18 protein-coding genes are annotated in these 18,426 nt (G+C 63.8%); 4 read left to right on the plus strand and 14 right to left on the minus strand.

Annotated elements, in window-relative coordinates:
• Nucleotides 1-2 precede the first annotated feature (2 nt).
• Nucleotides 3-2,891, minus strand: coding sequence for a monovalent cation/H+ antiporter subunit A (locus LOZ77_RS03055; RefSeq protein ID WP_230280735.1), 2,889 nt, complete (start codon nucleotides 2,889-2,891; stop codon nucleotides 3-5).
• A gap of 450 nt (nucleotides 2,892-3,341) precedes the next feature.
• On the opposite strand from LOZ77_RS03055, the gene LOZ77_RS03060 reads away from it, so the two are divergent.
• Complete coding sequence (locus LOZ77_RS03060; RefSeq protein WP_230280736.1) at nucleotides 3,342-3,491, plus strand: hypothetical protein; 150 nt, start codon at nucleotides 3,342-3,344, stop codon at nucleotides 3,489-3,491.
• Nucleotides 3,492-3,624: 133 nt separating this feature from the next.
• Here the strand turns inward: LOZ77_RS03060 and LOZ77_RS03065 are convergent, their stop codons facing one another.
• From LOZ77_RS03065 to LOZ77_RS03115, 11 genes are all read right to left on the minus strand, one after another.
• Complete coding sequence (locus LOZ77_RS03065; protein WP_230280737.1) at nucleotides 3,625-4,692, minus strand: phytase; 1,068 nt, start codon at nucleotides 4,690-4,692, stop codon at nucleotides 3,625-3,627.
• A 29-nt stretch (nucleotides 4,693-4,721) separates the two neighbouring features.
• The gene (locus LOZ77_RS03070) at nucleotides 4,722-7,607 is read right to left on the minus strand and encodes a TonB-dependent receptor (protein ID WP_230280738.1); all 2,886 of its coding nucleotides are present in this window, start codon (nucleotides 7,605-7,607) and stop codon (nucleotides 4,722-4,724) included.
• A gap of 179 nt (nucleotides 7,608-7,786) precedes the next feature.
• On the minus strand, nucleotides 7,787-8,587 hold the full coding sequence (locus LOZ77_RS03075) for an NUDIX domain-containing protein (protein ID WP_230280739.1): 801 nt from the start codon (nucleotides 8,585-8,587) through the stop codon (nucleotides 7,787-7,789).
• A 14-nt stretch (nucleotides 8,588-8,601) separates the two neighbouring features.
• A complete protein-coding gene (grxD, locus tag LOZ77_RS03080; protein WP_230280740.1) occupies nucleotides 8,602-8,931 on the minus strand; it encodes a Grx4 family monothiol glutaredoxin in 330 nt (109 codons plus the stop codon).
• A gap of 36 nt (nucleotides 8,932-8,967) precedes the next feature.
• A complete protein-coding gene (locus tag LOZ77_RS03085) occupies nucleotides 8,968-9,201 on the minus strand; it encodes a BolA family protein (protein WP_230280741.1) in 234 nt (77 codons plus the stop codon).
• A gap of 6 nt (nucleotides 9,202-9,207) precedes the next feature.
• The gene (locus LOZ77_RS03090) at nucleotides 9,208-9,531 is read right to left on the minus strand and encodes a DUF1476 domain-containing protein (RefSeq protein WP_230280742.1); all 324 of its coding nucleotides are present in this window, start codon (nucleotides 9,529-9,531) and stop codon (nucleotides 9,208-9,210) included.
• A 44-nt stretch (nucleotides 9,532-9,575) separates the two neighbouring features.
• Nucleotides 9,576-10,178, minus strand: a complete 603-nt coding sequence (leuD, locus tag LOZ77_RS03095; protein WP_230280743.1) for a 3-isopropylmalate dehydratase small subunit — start codon at nucleotides 10,176-10,178, stop codon at nucleotides 9,576-9,578.
• Nucleotides 10,179-10,228: 50 nt separating this feature from the next.
• Nucleotides 10,229-10,399, minus strand: coding sequence for an isopropylmalate isomerase (locus LOZ77_RS03100; protein WP_230280744.1), 171 nt, complete (start codon nucleotides 10,397-10,399; stop codon nucleotides 10,229-10,231).
• 125 nt (nucleotides 10,400-10,524) lie between these two features.
• Nucleotides 10,525-11,073, minus strand: coding sequence for a DNA-deoxyinosine glycosylase (locus LOZ77_RS03105; RefSeq protein ID WP_230280745.1), 549 nt, complete (start codon nucleotides 11,071-11,073; stop codon nucleotides 10,525-10,527).
• A gap of 7 nt (nucleotides 11,074-11,080) precedes the next feature.
• Nucleotides 11,081-12,529: a 3-isopropylmalate dehydratase large subunit gene (gene leuC, locus LOZ77_RS03110; RefSeq protein WP_230280746.1), complete on the minus strand. Its 1,449-nt coding sequence runs from the start codon at nucleotides 12,527-12,529 to the stop codon at nucleotides 11,081-11,083.
• 96 nt (nucleotides 12,530-12,625) lie between these two features.
• Nucleotides 12,626-13,003, minus strand: a complete 378-nt coding sequence (locus LOZ77_RS03115) for a hypothetical protein (protein ID WP_230280747.1) — start codon at nucleotides 13,001-13,003, stop codon at nucleotides 12,626-12,628.
• A gap of 173 nt (nucleotides 13,004-13,176) precedes the next feature.
• Between LOZ77_RS03115 and LOZ77_RS03120 the strand changes: the two genes are divergently transcribed.
• Nucleotides 13,177-13,707, plus strand: coding sequence for a sterol desaturase family protein (locus LOZ77_RS03120; RefSeq protein WP_230280748.1), 531 nt, complete (start codon nucleotides 13,177-13,179; stop codon nucleotides 13,705-13,707).
• A gap of 49 nt (nucleotides 13,708-13,756) precedes the next feature.
• On the opposite strand, the gene LOZ77_RS03125 is transcribed toward LOZ77_RS03120, so the two are convergent.
• Nucleotides 13,757-14,323 carry a hypothetical protein gene (locus tag LOZ77_RS03125; RefSeq protein ID WP_230280749.1) on the minus strand — a complete coding sequence of 189 codons (567 nt, stop codon included), beginning with the start codon at nucleotides 14,321-14,323 and terminating at the stop codon, nucleotides 13,757-13,759.
• A gap of 4 nt (nucleotides 14,324-14,327) precedes the next feature.
• Nucleotides 14,328-14,654 (minus strand): chorismate mutase, encoded by a 327-nt coding sequence (locus tag LOZ77_RS03130; RefSeq protein ID WP_230280750.1) that lies wholly within the window; start codon nucleotides 14,652-14,654, stop codon nucleotides 14,328-14,330.
• Nucleotides 14,655-14,791: 137 nt separating this feature from the next.
• Here LOZ77_RS03130 and LOZ77_RS03135 point away from each other — a divergent pair, with 137 nt between their 5' ends.
• A complete protein-coding gene (locus tag LOZ77_RS03135; RefSeq protein WP_230280751.1) occupies nucleotides 14,792-15,802 on the plus strand; it encodes a polyprenyl synthetase family protein in 1,011 nt (336 codons plus the stop codon).
• A 19-nt stretch (nucleotides 15,803-15,821) separates the two neighbouring features.
• Nucleotides 15,822-18,284 (plus strand): ATP-dependent helicase HrpB, encoded by a 2,463-nt coding sequence (gene hrpB / locus LOZ77_RS03140; protein WP_230280752.1) that lies wholly within the window; start codon nucleotides 15,822-15,824, stop codon nucleotides 18,282-18,284.
• The last annotated feature ends 142 nt before the right edge of the window (nucleotides 18,285-18,426 follow it).

An 18,426-nucleotide genomic window follows, 5' to 3' on the forward strand; every position in this document is an offset into this window, starting at 1 on the left:
GCTCATTGCGAAGCCTCCGCTGCCAGATCCTCTTCCCTGCTTGGATCGATGTCCATCGCATGGTCGGAATGTTCGACCTCTGCCCGCCGGGTCGCATTGGCCAGCTGCGCCAGCGCCAGCATCACCGCGCCCACTACCGTCAGCGCGACGCCGGTATCGAACAGCATGGCGGTGGCCAGCTCGATCTCTCCCACCAGCGGGATATGGAAATAGCCATAGGAGCTGGTCAGGAACGGCTTGCCGAATGCCAGCGCGCCCGCGCCCGTCGCCGCCGCGGTCAGTACGCCGACCGCGATCAGCGCGTGCCGTTCGGTGCGCCGCCGTTCCTCGGCCCATTCAAAGCCCGATGCCATATACTGGATCAGCATCGCGATGGAAAAGACCAGACCCGCGATAAACCCGCCGCCCGGCATGTTGTGGCCGCGCAGGAAGATATAGATGCCCACCACCATCGCCATGGGCAGGATCACGCGGCCCGCGACCACCAGCATCATCGGATGGCGTTCGGGCGAGCGGACGATACCATCCATCAGCGCCAGCAGACGCCGCCCCGATTCCCCGCGCACCGCCGGTTGCAACAGCGCGAAGATCGCCAGCGCCGCGATGCCCAGCACGATAATCTCGCCAAAAGTGTCGAAGCCGCGGAAATCGACCAGGATCACATTGACCACATTGGTGCCGCCGCCGCCGCTTTTCGCCATGGCCCAGTGATAGGCGGAAATCGTCTCGCCCTGCGGGCGCGTCATGATCGCCCATGCCGCCCAGCCGACGCCCGCGCCGCCCATGATGCCCAGCAATCCGTCGCGGATATGGCGTGCGGTCGAACTGCTGGTCGGCGGATTGCGCGGCAGCAGATGCAGCGCCAGCAGCAGGAGCAGGATCGTCACCGTCTCGACCGAAATCTGCGTCAGCGCCAGATCGGGGGCGGACAGGAAGATAAAGCCCAAAGAGACGACAAGGCCGATCACGCTGATATAGACGAGGGAAAGGAACCGCTGCCGCTGTGACAAGACGACCGCGCCCGTGCCAGCCAGCAGCGCCAGCCAGGCGAGAATCGCGACTGGCGGCGCGGGCATGGTCGGCCGCCCGCCTGCCGCGAAGCCGCCCGCAAGATGGCTGCCCAGCGACATCCCCTCAAGCCCCAGCACCAGTGCAAAGGCGAACAGCACGAACAGCGTGCGCTGCAACGATCCGTTGTGAAAGCCATAGGAAATGACGCGCGCCGCATGGACCGCGCCGTGGATGCCGCGATCGAACATGTCCTTGGCCACCGGCACCGGCAGCGCGTTCCACACGCGGTCCAGCGCGCCATAGCGCCACAGCATGATCAGGCCGCCCGCGACCGCGATCCCGCTCATCAACAGGGCAGGGGTTAACCCGTGCCACAGCGACAGGTGGAATTCGGGCAACGCAGCGATCCGGTCCGGACCGCCGATCACCGCGCCCGCCACCGCCTCGACCAGATGTTGCGCCATCAGCGCGGGCAGCAGGCCGATCAGCACGACCAGCACCACCAGAACGGCGGGCGGGCCCCACAGGCCGATGCCCGGATCGTGCGGCGGCTTGGGATAATCGTCGCGCTTCGGCCCGAAATAGACATGGGCGATAAAGCGGAAGGAATAGGCCGCCGACAGCAGCGCGGCGATGGTCGCCACCACCGGCACCAGCCAGCCCGTGCCCGCCCATGCGGTATGCGCTGCTTCCTCCAGCATCATTTCCTTGGACAGAAAGCCGTTGAAGGGCGGTATCCCCGCCATCGACAGGGCCGCGATCGTGCCAAGGGTGGCGGTCACCGGCATCAGCGCGGCCAGCCCGCCCAGCCGCCGCGCATCGCGCGTGCCGACCTCGTGATCGACGATGCCCGCGTTCATGAACAGCGCTGCCTTGAATGTAGCATGGTTCAGAATGTGGAACACGCCCGCCACGGCGGCCAGCTTTGTTCCAAAGCCGAACAGCATCGTCAAAAGGCCCAGATGGCTGACCGTCGAATAGGCCAGCAGCCCTTTCAGATCGTTCTTGAACAGCGCGACGCCCGCGCCGACCAGCATGGTGACCAGCCCCGTGGTGGCGACGAGGTAGAACCAAAGCTCCGTGCCCGCCAGCACCGGCCACAGCCGCGCCATCAGGAATACGCCCGCCTTTACCATGGTGGCGCTGTGCAGATAGGCGCTGACCGGCGTGGGCGCGGCCATCGCGTGCGGCAGCCAGAAATGGAACGGGAATTGCGCCGATTTGGTAAAGCAGCCCAGCAGGATCAGCACCAGCGCCACGGGATACAGCTGCGATGCCTGAATGACATCCCTGGCCAGCAATATCTGCGTCAGATCATACGATCCCGCGATCCGCCCCAGCAGCACCAGTCCCGCGATTAGCGCAAGCCCGCCGCCGCCCGTCACCGCCAGCGCCATGCGCGCGCCTTGCCGCCCTTCGGCCAGATGGCCCCAGAAACCGATCAGCAGGAACGAAGACAGGCTGGTCATTTCCCAGAACACCAGCAGCATCAGCACATTGTCGGACAGCACGATGCCCAGCATCGCGCCCTGAAACAGCATCAGGAAAGTCAGGAACTTGGCCGAACTGTCCGATGCGGACAGGTAGCTGGCCGCATAGATCACGATCAACAGGCCGATGCCCAATATCAGCCCCGCGAACATCAGGCCCAGCGGGTCCATGAAATAATTGGCGTTAAGGCCGATGGTGGGCACCCAGTCGATCCGCGTGGTCACCACCTGTCCGGCCAGCACGGCGGGCGCCTTGACCAGCACCAGTGCCAGTGCGGTCAGGGTGAATAGTCCCGCGATGACCGCGTGCATGATGCGCGGTGCCCGGGCTGCCAGACCGATGGCGATGGCGCCAAGGAACGGCAGGGCGGAAATGAGCAGCAAGTCCAAAGGGAACTCCGGCTATCGAACGTCTGGCCTGTGCGGGCCGCCGGAACGACCCTGTTTGATGCCCGCAGGGCAGGCTTGTCCCGCGTGAAAACGGCGCAGCAGCGATACAGCATCGACAGCCTATGTCCATGGCTGGTCGGGCGAAAACCGTGGGGCGAAACGATTTGTCGCAGGGGAAACCGATGCGCGGCGCAATCGATGGGGCGATTCGGGTCGCTTCCTGTCGTTAACCCTGATTACCCGCTGTCCCGTTACGGGATAGAGATTTTTTCCGGGAAATTCTTAACGCGCCGGTTAACTGTGCTGCATGGCGGAAAACAGGGGTTTTATACCGCAGTGCAGCGATGCAAGTCTTTTACGGGCATGGTTAACCGGTTCGACACGGGAACCGACCTGTGACCTTAGGGGTTTCTAGCGACAAGACACAATCTGCATGAGGTAACCCGAGCCATGTATACGCCCAGCTACCATAAAAGTGCGCCCGACCGTTGGACCCTGCCGCGCCCTTATTCCGATGCTTCACAGCGGTTTATGAAATTCGGCGCATTGCAGCCGATGCACGAACCCACGCTTTGGCAAAAGCTGTTCCGCGTCAACTGATCGCGGACAGGCATGCGGCGGGATCGTCGCGCAGTGCCGTTTACAAAAATTAACGGCCAGCACCCTTTCCGGGCGCTGGCCGTTTGCGCGTTAAGAATTCGCCGTCTGCGAAAAGGGCCGCTTATTGGGCCCCTTATTCGCCTCTCAATGCCGCGATCAGCGCGTCGCCGCGCACCAGCTTGAAGTTCTGGGTCGCATTGCCGTCGGCATCGGCGCCGTTGTCCCCGTCCTGCGCGATGAAAATGCCGTCGGGAAAGGCGGGGCCGAAATCGCCCGCGGCGAATTCGATGCCATCGGTTTCCGACGTGCCGTCGATCTGCGCGCCATCGGCGATCCGCACACGGCCGACATAGGCCATGGAGGGCAGGGCAAAAGCCGTATAGGCATTATCGCCCTGGCTCGACGCGATCAGATAGCCCGCGTCCTCGCCCATGGGCGCGATGGCAAGGCCTTCGACATCGGGCACCAGCGCGGTGCCGTCTGCCACCGCGACCAGTTTGCCCGCCGGTGCGTCCTGCGACAGGTCGAAACGGTGGATGCCCGCCGCTTCCTCGCCCACATACAGCATGTTGGTGCGGCCATCGACGACGCAGCCTTCGCTCTGGCTGGGGATGTCGAACACGCGGCTGGACAGAACGGTCGGCGCCGCGACCGTGCCGCCGATCACCGCCTCGATCACGGGGCCTTCCTTGGTCACGATATAGGCGCGGGCCAGTTGCCCTTCTTCATTGGTATGCGCCATGCAAAAGCCATAGGCTTCGCCCGTGCCGACCGACAGGCGTGCGCCCTTGGTCAGCTTGCCGTCGGTCGCCAGCGTGAAAAAGGCGATGGCGGGCTTTACCCCGTCGGTCCGGTCGCTGGCCGCGACCAGAACCGTGCCATCGGCCAAAGAGACCAGATCGACATTGTTGAGCAGGCCCGCGGGCACGAAATCGATGACCGTGCCATCCATCGCATAGGAATAGAGGCCGGCCTTTTTATCGGTGCCGAGCAGGATGCTTTTTGACGAATCCACCGGATTGCGCCAGATCGCCGGATCGTCGGCGGCATCGGCATTGGCAGTGCCGACAGGCACGGTCTCGACCGCGGCCTCGACACTGCCCGTGGGCCATGGCGAAGGCGGCCAGACCTTTTCCGATGCGCAAGCCGCCAGCAGGATGGCCGGGGCGATAACGGCCCCGACCTTGATTGCATTTTTCATGGATAATCCCCTGTTTATATGCGGCAGGATCAGAAATTCAGGCGCGCGCCGAACTTCATCGTCCAGTTATATTCCTCATACTGGTACAGGTTCTTCTGGCCCATGTAATTGTTATAGGCGAAATATTTCGCGTTGTTGATGTTCACCCACTCGTAATACAGCTGGACGCCTTCGTTCAGACGCAGTTTCGCGCTGAAATCCAGCTGGAAGTGATCGTCGACATAGCGGTCTTCTTCCGCATCGCCCCCCACTTCGTCCAGATATTTGTCGCGATAGGTGCCCGCCAGACGCAGGCTGACGGGGCCCTTTTCGTAACCGAGCACGCCGTTGACCGTGTGCTTGGACGAAGAGGGGAGCATGATTTCGCGATAGGTGTCGATATTGTCGAGGTCGGTGAAGTCGCCGTCCGCGATCTCTCCCGTGGCGTCGGTATAGGTATAGTTCGCCTGCACCAGAAAGCCCGAGAGGAAGCCCGGCAGGAAGTCCAGCGCCTGCGAGGCCGAGAGTTCGACGCCCCAGACCTTGGCGCTGGGCCCGTTGAACGGGATGGTCGCCTCGTCAAAGGCGATGCCCGCGAACACGCCGGGTTCGTCGATATTCACATCGACGATATAGTTCTTGATATCCTTGTAGAATACCGCCGCGCTCAACCCGCCATTGCTCGACATGTAATATTCGAGGCTGGCGTCGAAGTTCCACGCTTCATAGGGATCGAGGTCGGGATTGCCGAAGCTGCCCTCGATCTCGTTCTCGTCGTTCACCTCGACTTCGAAACGCGGAGCCAGCGAACCCAGCTTGGGGCGCATAAGGCTCTTGTAACCGGCCACGCGGACCAGCAGTTCGGGCGAGAGTTCGTATTTCGCGTTCAGGCTGGGCAGCCACTGGTCATAGCTCTTGTCGAACTGCACCGGAGCGACGCAGACGTAATCGTCATCCGCCTCGACACCGTCGCCAAAACCGCATTCCGCGCCCAGCGTCGAGCCTTCTTCGTAAATCGTGGCGGTATTGCCGAACAGCCTGTTCTTGGTGTTCTCGTAACGGACGCCGCCGATCACCGACAGGCGGTCGGTTTCGAACTTGCCCAGCAGGTAACCGGCCAGAATATCCTCGTCGGCGCGGTAATCCTCGACCGAGGAATCGAACATGGTGTCGATCTCGTTCAGTTCGAAGCTGTCGAAATTGGCCTCGAAATAATCGCGCGCACCGTGATAGCTGGGAACCGGATCGATGCTGGTCAGGCGATAGGTGCTGGTGCCCAGCACGTCGGCCAGCGTCATGTCGCTGTTTTCCCAGAACTCGACATTCTTGTCATAGGTCTTTTCGCGCCAGCGGCCCTTGAAGCCCGCCTGCACGGTGAACGTGCCTGCATCCATGAAGAAGTCGCGGCCAAAGTCGAACTTCAGCGCATATTCCTCGTCCTGCGCGTCGGACAGGGCGGTATATTCGATCTCGTTCAGCTCATAGGAAGAGGCGTCGCGGAATTCGAACCCGTTGCCCACCACGTCATACATGGGCACGCGCGGATCGCTGTAATCCATCGCGATGGCGACATTCTCGCCCTCGAAGTCGCGGCGGAACTGGGCGGGGTCGATCGATCCGTCCTCGCGCTCGGTCGCCTTGGCATAGCTGGCCGAATATTCGGCGAACCAGCCGCTATCCAACTCGGTCTTGCCTCCGAAGACGACATTCCAGATGCGCTGGCGTTCGAAGCGGTCCTTGACGTCGCGCTCAACGCGCAGGCGGCCTTCGTCCTCGACCGCGTCATAGGCATCGCCGACGGTCACGACATTGCCCGAAGCCGAAACATCGATGGAATCGGCAAAGTCGAACACCAGGCGGCGGCGGTATTCCTGATCGTCGAACTGGCTGAAAACGCCCTTTACATACAGCTCGGTCGTATCGCCGACGCGGAAATCGGCACCCAGTGTGGCCGACAGACGCTCGCGCTCGACGTCATAGTCGCGATATTCGAATTCCTCGGCATAAGGTGTGCCGTCGACATCGGTCCAGCTGTCAGCCTCGATATTGTCGGTTTCGAACTTGCGCTTGTAATAGGATACGCCGCCCGAAATGCCGAAATCGTCGGTTATGCGCGTGGCGAAATCCAGGCTGCCCTTGGGCGTTACCTCGTTGGCGTAATCGTTATAGCTGCCTTCCAGACGCGCGCTCCACAGGTCCTTTTCGCGGTCGAAGGCGCTGGTGGTCTCGATCTCGACCGAACCGCCGATGGTATCGCCATCCATGTCGGGAGTCAGCGATTTCTTGACCGTGATCGATTCGATGATGTCGCTGCTGATCACGTCGAGCGCGACCGAACGCACATCGCTTTCGGGCGCGGGCAGGCGCACGCCGTTCAGCGAGGTCGAGTTGAGTTCGGGGTCAAGGCCGCGCACCGACACGAAACGGCCTTCGCCCTGATCGTTCAGCACGTTGATGCCGGGCAGGCGGCGCAGCGATTCCGCCACGTTCTGGTCGGGAAACTGGCCGATGGCGTCGCGGGTCAGCACGTCGGACACCGTCTCGCCCGCCCGCTTGCGCGACAGTGCGCTGGCCTGGTTCGCCAGTTGGCCGACCACCAGGATAGAGCTGTCGGCGCTGCCCAGCGCGACGGTTTGTATGACGGTGCCGGTTTCGGGCATGGTCACGCTGATCGTTTCGGTCGGCGCGCCGACATATTTCACTTCCAGCGTATAGGTGCCGGCGGGCACTTCGGGAAAGCGGAACGAACCGTCGCGTTCGGACGAAACCGTGCGGCCCAGTTCAAGGATGGTGACCTGCGCGGCCTGGAGGGCGCGGGTGCCGGTCGCGTCGACGACCGAACCGTCCAGTGTGCCCGCGGCAAAGGCCTGCGGCGAAGCGATAATAGCGGAAAGCGCGCTGCCGATTACCAGCGCGGTGCGGAATTTGCGGTTCATAAAGCCCCCTGAAGGATAGCGGTTCGCAGGGGACTTGGCGCCCCTGTTGGCGCCGCTGGCTAGGGGCTGTTTGCGACGGTTACGCGACAGTTGCGTTTCAATTGCGTTACATTCGTTTCTTTTCAGTGCATAAATATTGCGAGAGGGCCGCAATGCGGCATTTGGCCCGGTCTATCGGCTTAACGAATGCGGAAATCCACGTCGGGATAGCCATGGCCTGCGGGCACACCGGTCCAGCTTTCGCTACCTTCATGGCGCACCACGGGCAGGATTTCGCGCACGGGGAACTGTTCGGCACTGGCCTTCGCATCTGCAAAGCCGTGGCCCATGGCAAGCCGCATCAATGTCGCGCGCGTCGGGCCGACCATCTTGATCCGCCCTGCATCATTGTCGCCCACCAGCGTCGATGCGCGCGCCCAGAAGGCGGCGGCATTCTCGGTCCTGTCGGGCGAGACTTCGGCGCCTGCCAGCGCGCGCACGACGTAAAACCGTGCGTCGAAGCGGCGGGCAAGGGTGATGCCCGCAGGCGGGCACCAGCGGGCAAAGGGCAATAGCGCATGGGCGTCGATCGCCCAGCCGCGATCGGCCAGCAGCGCATCGAAAGGCGTGCCGTCCAGCATCTCGCGCCGGGCAGCGGCGATGTGATCGCAGGCGGCGGGGCCTGTCGTTTCGTCCGACCCTGCCAGCCCGCACAGCAGGCCGGTTTCCTCGAATGTCTCGCGTATCGCGGCAATGCGGGCGACCGCTTCGGCAGGCGGCAGGCTTGGCACTGCACTGGCGGCCAGCGCATGGTCCTGCGCCTCGACCCGCCCGCCGGGAAAGGCGATCATCCCGCCCGCAAAAGCCAGTTTCTCTGCCCGTTCGACCACGAGAATCTCGTCCGGTCCGCCATCGGGGGCAGGGCGCATCGCGATCAGCGTCGCGGCGGGGATCGCATCTTTCAGCCGGTCGGCAAGGTCGGGCCTGTCGTCAAGCTCCATCGACGGGCGGCCGTTTATTCCGCCTTTGCGCAGCCCTGTTCGGTCATCAGCTGCTGCAATTCGCCGGCTTCGAACATTTCCATCATGATGTCGCTGCCGCCCACGAATTCGCCCTTTACATAGAGCTGCGGGATCGTCGGCCATTCGGAATAGGCCTTGATGCCCTGGCGGATTTCCATGTCCTGCAGCACGTCGACCGAGCCATAGGCCACGCCGCAATGTTCAAGAATGGCGACCGCGCGGCTGGAAAATCCGCACTGGGGGAAAAGGGGCGTGCCCTTCATGAAAAGAACGACATCGTCCTTGGCGACGATATCCTGAATGCGGCTGTTGATGTCGGACATGTTCGATCCCGATAAAACTAGAATGTGTCGTGGCCCTCAGTTGGGAACCGCGGTCGTCAGTTGCAAGGCATGCAGTTCGCCGCCCATGCGCCCCCCAAGCGCATCGTAAACGGCCTTGTGCTGCTTTACCCGCGTCAACCCGGCGAAACTGGCGGATACGACATGGGCGGCATAATGATCGCCGTCGCCCGCCAGATCGCGGATCGTGACGTCCGCGTCGGGAATCGCGGCGCGGATCAGGGACTCGATATCTTCGGCCTTCATCGCCATGGCAAATCAGCTCTCGCTCATCAGCTGGCGGCGGGCCTCGACCATTTTTTCCTCAAGCGCGGCGCGCACCATCGCATCGTCGGCATCGACGCCCGCGCTGGTCAAATCGCCCAGCACCTTGCGGATCACGTCCTCGTCGCCCGCTTCCTCGAAATCGGCCTGCACGACCGCCTTGCGATAGGCCTCGGTCTCTACATCCGACAGGTTCATCAGTCCGGCGGCCCATTCGCCCACCAGACGGTTGCGCCGCGCGGTCACGCGGAACAGCATTTCCTCGTCCATGGCGGCCTTGGCTTCCTCGGCGCGGCGGCGGTCGTTGAAATCGGTCATCTGTCTAAGTCCCCTAAAAACCGTAATGTGAAAGCCGCTTGGGCCTAGGCCGCGATGTCGCGCGGGCCGGAAAGAAAGGAAAGTTCGCCCGCGGCCTTCGCCTCATACGCGGAAATCGCGTCCTGCCGCGCCATGGTCAGCCCCACCTCGTCCAGACCTTCCAGCAGGCAATGGCGGCGGAACGGATCGATTTCAAAGGTGAAACGGTCCTGAAACGGGGTGGTGACGGTGCAATGTTCCAGATCGATGGCAATCTCGTCGGTTTGGGCCACTTCCATCAGCCGGTCGACCTGATCCTGCGGCAGCACGACGGTCAGAATGCCGTTCTTGAACGCATTGCCCGAAAAAATGTCGGAAAAGCTGGGTGCGATCACGGCGGTGATGCCCATGTCCAGCAGCGCCCATGCGGCATGTTCACGGCTGGAGCCGCAGCCGAAATTATCGCCCGCGATCAGGATCGGCGCGCCCGCATTGCGCGGATCGTCGAACACATTGCCGGGTTTCGCCCGCACCGTTTCGAACGCGCCTTCGCCCAGCCCCTCGCGCGTGATGGTCTTGAGCCAGCGCGCGGGGATGATCACGTCGGTATCGACGTTCTTCGCACCGAACGGGATGGCCCGCCCTTCGATCGTGTCAATCTTGTCCATGCAAAGGCCTATATGGCGAAGGGGCACGCGGCTCAACGCCGGAATGCCCTTCAATCGGTTTCGGGGTTCTCGCCTGTCGGCACGGTGGGGGCGGGCTTGCCCTTTTGCTTGGCCCGTTCCATCCGGCGCGAGGCATACATCACCGCCGCTGCCAGCGCCGCCGATCCGATGGCGGCCCCCGCCATCGCGGCTTTCGAAGTCCAGTTCTTGTCGTCGCTCATACCGTTGCTCGGTCTTTCTCTATCCGGTTCAGGCCCTCTCGGCCCCGGCCATCCGGCAGCGGGGCCAACCCTTCTGCCCTATCTGACCAGCGCCCGCCGAAAGGCAAGGGCGCGCGGGCGATTATTCACCGCTCCAGCCATTGTTTCAGCACCATCCAGCGCATCTGCTTGTCGTGCGGGGTGATCGCGCAATAGGCGGGGCTGGACGAAGGCAGGTCGACCAGCGCGACGCGACCGTCACCCGCCATCAGCCTGCGCCCGATCCGCGCCGCCGCACTGCCGTTAAAGGCGATGGCGCGCAGGGCAGGCAATGTCGCCGCCAGTCCGGCCAGATCGGTCGGCTCCACATTGCGCAAGGCGGTATCCAGACTGCCGCGCCGCGACCCGCTGGCGGCCACGTCCCACAGCCCGATGCCGCGCGACAACAGCGCCCTCAGCCGATCGTCATAGGGCAGGGCGGGCAATTCCGGCATGTCCGCCGCCGCGCCCAGCAAATGCCAGAACCGGTTGCGCGGATGCGCGTAATACCGCCCCGCCACCAGCGAGGCATCGCCCGGCAGGTTGCCGCAAATCAGCAACCGCGTGCGCGCATCGGCAACGGGCGCGAACCCGCGTTTCAGCGGTGCGTCCGGACAGGCACCGGCATTCGGCGTTCCGCCGGCGTCCGCGCGCACCGCCCGATCAGGCCGGTTCCGGCTCTGCCACGCCCAGCGTCCGCACATCGGTCAGGCGGCCGGTCACCGCCGCTGCCGCCGCCATGGCGGGGCTGACCAGATGGGTGCGCGCGCCCGGTCCCTGCCTTCCGACGAAATTGCGGTTGGAGGTCGATGCGCAGCGTTCGCCGGACGGCACCTTGTCGGGGTTCATGCCCAGACAGGCCGAACAACCCGGTTCGCGCCATTCAAGGCCCGCGTCGGTGAAAATCCTGTCCAGCCCCTCGGCCTCGGCCTGCATTTTCACAAGGCCCGATCCGGGGACGACGATGGCCCAAGTGACATTATCGGCCTTCTTGCGCCCCTTCAGCACGGCGGCGGCGGCGCGCAGATCCTCTATCCGGCTGTTGGTGCACGAACCGATAAACACGTTCTGGACTTCGATATCGGTCATCTTCATGCCCGGCTCCAGCCCCATATAGTCCAGGCTGGCCTGCGCCGCGGCCTGTTTCGACGGGTCGGCAAAACCGGCGGGATCGGGCACTACGCCAGTGATCGCCACCGTGTCTTCGGGACTGGTGCCCCATGTGACGGTGGGCTGGATATCGGCGGCGTCGATCACCACCGTCTTGTCGAACACCGCGCCCTCGTCGGTGGGCAGCGTCTTCCACCACGCCAGCGCCTTGTCCCAGTCGGCACCCTTGGGCGCCATCGGCCGGCCTTTCAGATAGGCATAGGTCTTGTCGTCGGGCGCGATCAGACCGGCACGCGCGCCGCCCTCGATCGCCATGTTGCATACGGTCAGGCGGCTTTCGATGCTCATGTCCTGAAACACCTTGCCGCGATATTCCACGACATGGCCGGTGCCGCCCGCCGTGCCGGTCACGCCGATCACATGCATGACGACATCCTTGGCAGTGACGCCGGGGGCCAGTTCGCCCTCTACCCGCACTTCCATCGTTTTCGACGGTTTCAGCAGCAGCGTCTGGGTCGCCAGCACATGCTCCACCTCGGACGTGCCGATGCCGAACGCCAGCGCGCCCAGGCCGCCATGCGACGCCGTATGCGAGTCGCCGCAAACGATGGTCGCGCCCGGCAGCGAGAAGCCCTGCTCGGGGCCTACGACATGGACGATGCCCTGTTCCGCGTCGGCATCGCCGATATAGCGGATACCGAAGGCGGGGGCATTCGCCTCAAGCGCGGCAAGCTGCTGCGCGCTGGCGGGATCGGCAATGGGAATGCGGTTACCGGCTGCATCGCGGCGCGCGGTAGTGGGCAGGTTGTGATCGGGCACTGCCAGCGTCAGATCGGGGCGGCGCACGGTGCGTCCTGCCAGCCGTAGCGCCTCGAACGCCTGCGGGCTCGTCACCTCGTGCACAAGGTGGCGGTCGATATAGACAAGGCAGGTGCCGTCGTCGCGGCGTTCCACGACATGGGCGTCAAAGATCTTTTCGTAGAGTGTGCGTGCTTTGGTCATGATGCATGCGCGATTAGGCGCGACCGCCGCGCAATTCAAGCGCGACGGTCGTGCTTGCCCGCGCAACATTCGTGCGCGGGCAATCGGGGGCGGGGATCAGCCGCGATGCCTGTCGCGGTCGCGCTGTTCGGAGCGCAGCGACCATTCGATCCGGTCGATCTTTTTCGACAGCGTGGCGACCTCCTGCCGGTTCAGCCCGTTTCGCGCATAATTGCGGTAAAGCCGCTGCAGATCACCGGTATCGCGGCGCAGCGCATTGGCTTCCTTGCGGCTGATGGACCGGTTGCGTTCGGCGCGGTCGATCCGGTTGTCCAACTGCGCGATATCGCTGCGCAGCGATCCGCGATCGTCGACCTGCTTGCTATAGCGCGGTGCATCCCTGTCATGCGCCGCCGCCATTGCGGGCACGGGGGTCAGCGCGGCCATGCCCAGCACGGCGATCGCGGGGGTGAGGATCGTGGCAAACTTACGCATAACGGCACTCCTTGTGTGTCATTTTCCGGGTCGGGAGCATCTTTCATCCGATGCGTCCTGTGCATTCAGAAATAGTCATGCGAAAATGAACGGCGGAGAAACCGACTGCATCGAAAAGCATCTGGATTGTAAGAGTTTGTCGCAAATCCGCGGGCCGGTGCTATAGGGCGAGCATGACGATCGTTTACGCCGTGCTGATCACTCTGGCCGCTTGCGCCGCGATGGAAGGCGTTGCCTGGGCGAGCCATAGATATATCATGCACGGATGGGGTTGGGGCTGGCACCGCGACCATCACGAACGGCACGACAATTTCCTTGAAAAGAACGATCTTTACGCGCTGGTCGGCGCGGCGATGAGCATTTCGATGTTCGCGCTGGGCAGCCCGCTGGTGATGGGCGACCTGCTGGGCATGGCCGCATGGTGGCCCGCGACATGGATCGGGCTGGGCATATTATTATATGGCGTGATCTACACGCTGGTGCACGACGGCCTCGTTCACCAGCGCTGGTTCCGCTATGTCCCGCGCGGCGGCTATCTGAAGCGGCTAGTACAGGCACATCACCTGCATCACGCAACACAGTCAAAGGAAGGCGGCGTCAGCTTCGGCTTCGTCATCGCCCGCGATCCCGCCGCGCTAAAGCGCGACCTGCGCGCGCAGCGGGAGGCGGGAACCGCGGTGCTGCGAGAGGGTGCGGGGGTTTAGGCTTCCGCAGGTTGGTCAGGCCAGCCAGCGATCCGGTGCAGTCATTCCTTTACCAAATGTCTTCGGGTTTCTGCACCTCGTTCCGTTCGAGAACTTCCAGATAACAATCAAGATTGGCGGAAATTTTTTCGAGAACTTTTGGAAAATAGGGAACCAGATCCGTAAATTGTTCAAAACCAGCGGGAGGTCCGCTGTGGTAGAACCGGCAATACTCAAATAATTCTGATCGTTCATTGGACGTCAAGTGTTCGAGTGGATCGCTATTGTTGTAGTCGTGTAAAATCGATAGATGAATGAACGCGCATCCGAATTTGTAAACATTTTGCGCCCAACCTTGTAGATTGCGTGCAAAATCTACCAATTCTCTGTCAGTCACCTTTGCTCGTGACCCTTCACGCGTCCATTTTTCGCCATTCACTAACGCGTCAATCAAGAGATTTCGGCGCTCAAGGGGCTGGGCAATCAGATAGATAGATCGGACCATGGAATCGAGTTCTTGCCGGAGGACGGCCACCATTTGACCGGCCAGCTTGGCATCCGCCAACAGTTGCATCGCCTTACCATGCTCTGACGAGCGATCTCTTATAGCTCGAATAAGCCGGTCGCGATTGGACATACACTCACCCCTTCGCCGCGGCAGCCTGTTCATGGTGCCGGATCACCTCGTCGATCACGAAGCGCAGGAATTTTTCCGAAAACTCGGGGTCCAGATCGGCCTCCACGGCAAGCGCGCGCAGCCGTTCGATCTGGCGCTGTTCGCGGTTCGGGTCGGCGGGGGGAAGGGCGGCCTTTGCCTTGTACTCGCCCACCGCCTGCGTGATGCGAAAGCGTTCGGCCAGCATGTGGATCAGCGCGGCATCGATATTGTCGATGCTCTTGCGAAAGGCGGCCAGCACCGCATCAGGTGCGGGGGCTGCCGGGTGTGCAGGGCTAGTGTCGTCGCTCATAATGACCGGCCCTATAATGGGGCGGGCGCTTCAGGCAAATTTTTTGCGCAAATACCCGCCCGTACGCATCTTTCGGAACGTGCGGGCGCCAAACTTGGTGCTTGCCATCAGGGCCTTGGGACCACTAGGGAGGCGCCGTGACTGCGACCGTCCATACCCTCCCGCGCAGCGATGCCTCGCTTGGCCCGATCCTTGCCCTGACGGCGGACGGGATGAACCATGTCAATGCGATCATCCTCGATCGCATGCAGTCGAAAATCCCGCTTATTCCGGCGCTTGCGGGCCATCTGATCGCGGGCGGCGGCAAACGCATGCGCCCGATGCTGACGCTGGCCAGCGCGGCGCTGCTGGAATATGAAGGCACCCGCCATTACAAGCTGGCCGCAGTGGTCGAATTCATTCACACCGCCACGCTGCTGCATGACGATGTGGTCGACGGGTCCGACATGCGCCGCGGCAAGCAGGCGGCCAATGTCGTCTTCGGCAATCCCGCCGCCGTGCTGGTCGGCGATTTCCTGTTCTCGCGCAGTTTCGAACTGATGACCGAGGATGGCAGCCTGCGCGTGCTGAAAATCCTGTCGAACGCCAGCGCCATCATCGCCGAGGGCGAGGTCGACCAGCTGACCGCGCAGCGCCAGCTGGAGACGAGCGAGGAGCGCTATCTCCAGATCGTCGGCGCGAAAACCGCCGCCCTGTTCGCCGCTGCCTGCCGCATTGCCGCCGTGGTGGCCGAACGCGACGCGAAAACCGAACAGGCGCTGGACGATTACGGCCGCAATCTGGGCATCGCGTTCCAGCTGGTCGACGATGCCATCGATTACGATTCCGAAGTCGCGGAAAGCGGCAAGGACAAGGGCGACGATTTCCGCGACGGCAAGATGACGCTGCCCGTGATCCTCGCCTATGCGCGCGGTTCGGACGAGGAACGCGCCTTCTGGCGCGAGGCGATGACCGGCAAGCGCACGTCGGACGACGATCTGGCGCATGCCATCTCGCTGATCGCAAGGCATGACGCGGTGGCCGACACGCGCGAACGGGCGAAATATTTCGCCAATCGCGCCATCGACGCGATCTCGGGCTTTCCCGCCAATCCCGCCCGCGCGGCGATGATAGAGGCGGTGCAGTTCGCGGTAGCGCGCCGCTTCTGATCCTTTTAGGCGGCTTGGGATGAGCGTGCCGCCCGAAACCCTACCCGTTCAGGCCATCCTGCCCGACCTGCTGGCCGCCCTGCGCGCCGGACCCAATGCCGTGCTGGTCGCGCCGCCCGGCGCGGGCAAGACCACGGCGGTGCCGCCCGCGCTGATCGGTGAGGGCTGGTGTTCGGGACAGATCTGGCTTCTGTCCCCGCGCCGCGTTGCCGCGCGCGCCGCGGCGGAACGCATGGCGCATATGCTGGGCGAGAAAGCGGGCGAGACCATCGGCTATCGCACCCGCATGGACAGCAAGGTCGGCGCAAAGACCCGCGTTGTCGTCATGACAGAGGCGATTTTCGTCAATGCCATCGCTGCCGATCCCGACCTGCCGGACGTTTCCGCCGTGCTGTTCGACGAGGCGCATGAACGCCATCTCGACAGCGATCTGGGCCTTGCGCTGGCATTGCAGACGCAGGACGTGCTGCGCGCCGATCTGCGCATTCTGGTGATGAGCGCCACTATCGACGGCGCGCGTTTCGCACGGCTGATGGGCCCCGACACGCCGGTGCTGGAAAGCGCGGGGAAGGCATGGCCGCTCGAACATCGCTGGCTGGGCAGCGATCCCGCGCGCCGCGCCGACGAGCGCATGGTCAGCGCGGTGCTGACCGCGTGGCGCGAGACGGATGGCGACATCCTCGCCTTCCTGCCCGGTGTGGGAGAGATCGAACGCGTGCGCGAAATTCTGGCCGAACGGCTGAAGGATACGCCCGTCCTGCCGCTTCACGGTCAATGCGAACCCGCCGCCCAGCGCGAGGCGATCCGCCGCGACGCGCAGGGCCGCCGCCGTATCGTGCTGGCGACCGCCATCGCCGAAACCTCGCTCACGCTGGACGGCGTATCGGTCGTGGTCGATTCGGGCCTGTCGCGCCATGCGGAATTCGATGTGGCGGCAGGGACCAGCCATCTCGTCACCCGCCAGTCCAGCCGCGCCGCATCGGACCAGCGCGCGGGCCGCGCCGCGCGGCAGCAGGCGGGCATTGCCTATCGCTTGTGGGAGGAAGCCGCGCATCAGGGCCGCCCTGCCTATGACCCGCCCGAAATCACCACGGCCGATCTCGCCCCGCTGGTGCTTACGCTGGCGCGGATCGGAGAGAACGACCCCGCCGCCCTGCGCTGGCTGGACGAGCCGCCTGCCGCCTCGATCTCCGGCGCGCGCGAAAGGCTGCGCGCCATGGGCGTGCTGGATGCCGACAATCGCGTCACACCGTTCGGGGAAGCGCTGGCGAAACTGCCGATGGACCCTGTGCATGGCGCCATCGTCCTCCATGGCGCCCGCGCGGGCGAGGCGCTGCCTGCCGCAAAACTGGCGCTGCTGTTACAGGAACGCGCGCTTGGCGGCAGGGGCGATGATCTGCACCAGCGCCTGATCCGCTGGGACGGGCAATCGGGCGGAAAGGCGGAACAGGCGCGAAGGCTGGCCGCAGGCTGGGCCAAGCGGGCCGAAGGCGTGATCGCCGCAGATCCGGACGCCCCCAATGGCCATCCCGGCATCCATCTGGCCATGGCGATGACGGGCCATGTCGCCAAACGCCGCGATTCCACGGGCGAACACTGGATCAGCGTCGGCGGGCGGGGCTTTATCCTCGACCCCGCATCGCCGCTGGCGCGCAGCGAATGGCTGGCCATCGGCAACGCGCAGGGACAGGCCAAGGGGGCGCGGATCACGGCGGCTTGGCCGCTGGAGGCCGCCGATGTCGAACGGGCACTGGGCGATCTGGCCGAAACGCGGCATCTGCTGCGCTGGAATGCGGGCGAACAGCGGGTAGAGGCGCGGCAGGAAAAGCGGCTGGGTGCGATCACGCTGTCGACCGGCCCCGACCCCGATCCCGATGGCGCGGCGATTGTGGACATGCTTGTGGACAGGCTGTTGGCCGATCCGGCAAAACATCTGCCGCCCGCCTTGCTTGCCCGCGCGCGCCATGCGGGGATCGATGCGCTGTCCCCTGATGCGCTGGCGCAAAATGCGGACATTTGGCTGCGGCCTCTGCTGACGGGCAGGCGCGATCTGAAACTGGCGAAGGGCGCCTTGACCGAGGGGCTGTTGAACCTGCTCGACTGGGATGACAGGCAAAAGCTGGACCGGCTGGCCCCGCGCGAATTTACCAGCGCGGCGGGCACGCATCACGCCATCGATTACGAATCGGATGGCGCGCCGCAAGTGGACGTGCGCGTGCAGGCCCTGTTCGGGATGGACCGGCATCCGGTGATCGGGCCCCATGGGCAGGAAACGCCCTTGCTGTTGCACCTGACCAGCCCCGCGGGCCGCCCGATTCAGGCAACGCGCGACCTGCCCGGTTTCTGGCGCGGCAGCTGGGCCGACGTGGCCAAGGATATGAAGGGCCGCTATCCCAAACACCGCTGGCCCGAACGGCCGTGGGAAGAAGCCGCCAGCCTGAAAACAAAAAACGCCTTCGCGCGCGGCAGCGGGAAGGGCTGAGAGCGGTCTTGAGAATCCCGCCAAGTTGGATTATCCGGCCCGCGAAGCGAGAGCCGCAAGGCCAACCGGCCGCCCGAGCTTTATGCGAGGTAGCCAAGCGGGCCGAACGGCCCGCGCCCGGCGTTTGAGGGACCAACGAACC

It is taken from the genome of Croceicoccus sp. Ery15 (genome assembly GCF_020985305.1).
Lineage (GTDB): Bacteria > Pseudomonadota > Alphaproteobacteria > Sphingomonadales > Sphingomonadaceae > Croceicoccus.

Bases quoted from the DNA above. Each gene is read 5' to 3' on its own strand.
- LOZ77_RS03060 (WP_230280736.1), top strand. From the start codon at position 3,342: ATGTATACGCCCAGCTACCATAAAAGTGCGCCCGACCGTTGGACCCTG.
- LOZ77_RS03065 (WP_230280737.1), bottom strand. From the start codon at position 4,692: ATGAAAAATGCAATCAAGGTCGGGGCCGTTATCGCCCCGGCCATCCTG.
- LOZ77_RS03070 (WP_230280738.1), bottom strand. From the start codon at position 7,607: ATGAACCGCAAATTCCGCACCGCGCTGGTAATCGGCAGCGCGCTTTCC.
- LOZ77_RS03075 (WP_230280739.1), bottom strand. From the start codon at position 8,587: ATGGAGCTTGACGACAGGCCCGACCTTGCCGACCGGCTGAAAGATGCG.
- grxD (WP_230280740.1), bottom strand. From the start codon at position 8,931: ATGTCCGACATCAACAGCCGCATTCAGGATATCGTCGCCAAGGACGAT.
- LOZ77_RS03085 (WP_230280741.1), bottom strand. From the start codon at position 9,201: ATGGCGATGAAGGCCGAAGATATCGAGTCCCTGATCCGCGCCGCGATT.
- LOZ77_RS03090 (WP_230280742.1), bottom strand. From the start codon at position 9,531: ATGACCGATTTCAACGACCGCCGCCGCGCCGAGGAAGCCAAGGCCGCC.
- leuD (WP_230280743.1), bottom strand. From the start codon at position 10,178: ATGGACAAGATTGACACGATCGAAGGGCGGGCCATCCCGTTCGGTGCG.
- LOZ77_RS03100 (WP_230280744.1), bottom strand. From the start codon at position 10,399: ATGAGCGACGACAAGAACTGGACTTCGAAAGCCGCGATGGCGGGGGCC.
- leuC (WP_230280746.1), bottom strand. From the start codon at position 12,529: ATGACCAAAGCACGCACACTCTACGAAAAGATCTTTGACGCCCATGTC.
- LOZ77_RS03115 (WP_230280747.1), bottom strand. From the start codon at position 13,003: ATGCGTAAGTTTGCCACGATCCTCACCCCCGCGATCGCCGTGCTGGGC.
- LOZ77_RS03120 (WP_230280748.1), top strand. From the start codon at position 13,177: ATGACGATCGTTTACGCCGTGCTGATCACTCTGGCCGCTTGCGCCGCG.
- LOZ77_RS03125 (WP_230280749.1), bottom strand. From the start codon at position 14,323: ATGTCCAATCGCGACCGGCTTATTCGAGCTATAAGAGATCGCTCGTCA.
- LOZ77_RS03130 (WP_230280750.1), bottom strand. From the start codon at position 14,654: ATGAGCGACGACACTAGCCCTGCACACCCGGCAGCCCCCGCACCTGAT.
- hrpB (WP_230280752.1), top strand. From the start codon at position 15,822: ATGAGCGTGCCGCCCGAAACCCTACCCGTTCAGGCCATCCTGCCCGAC.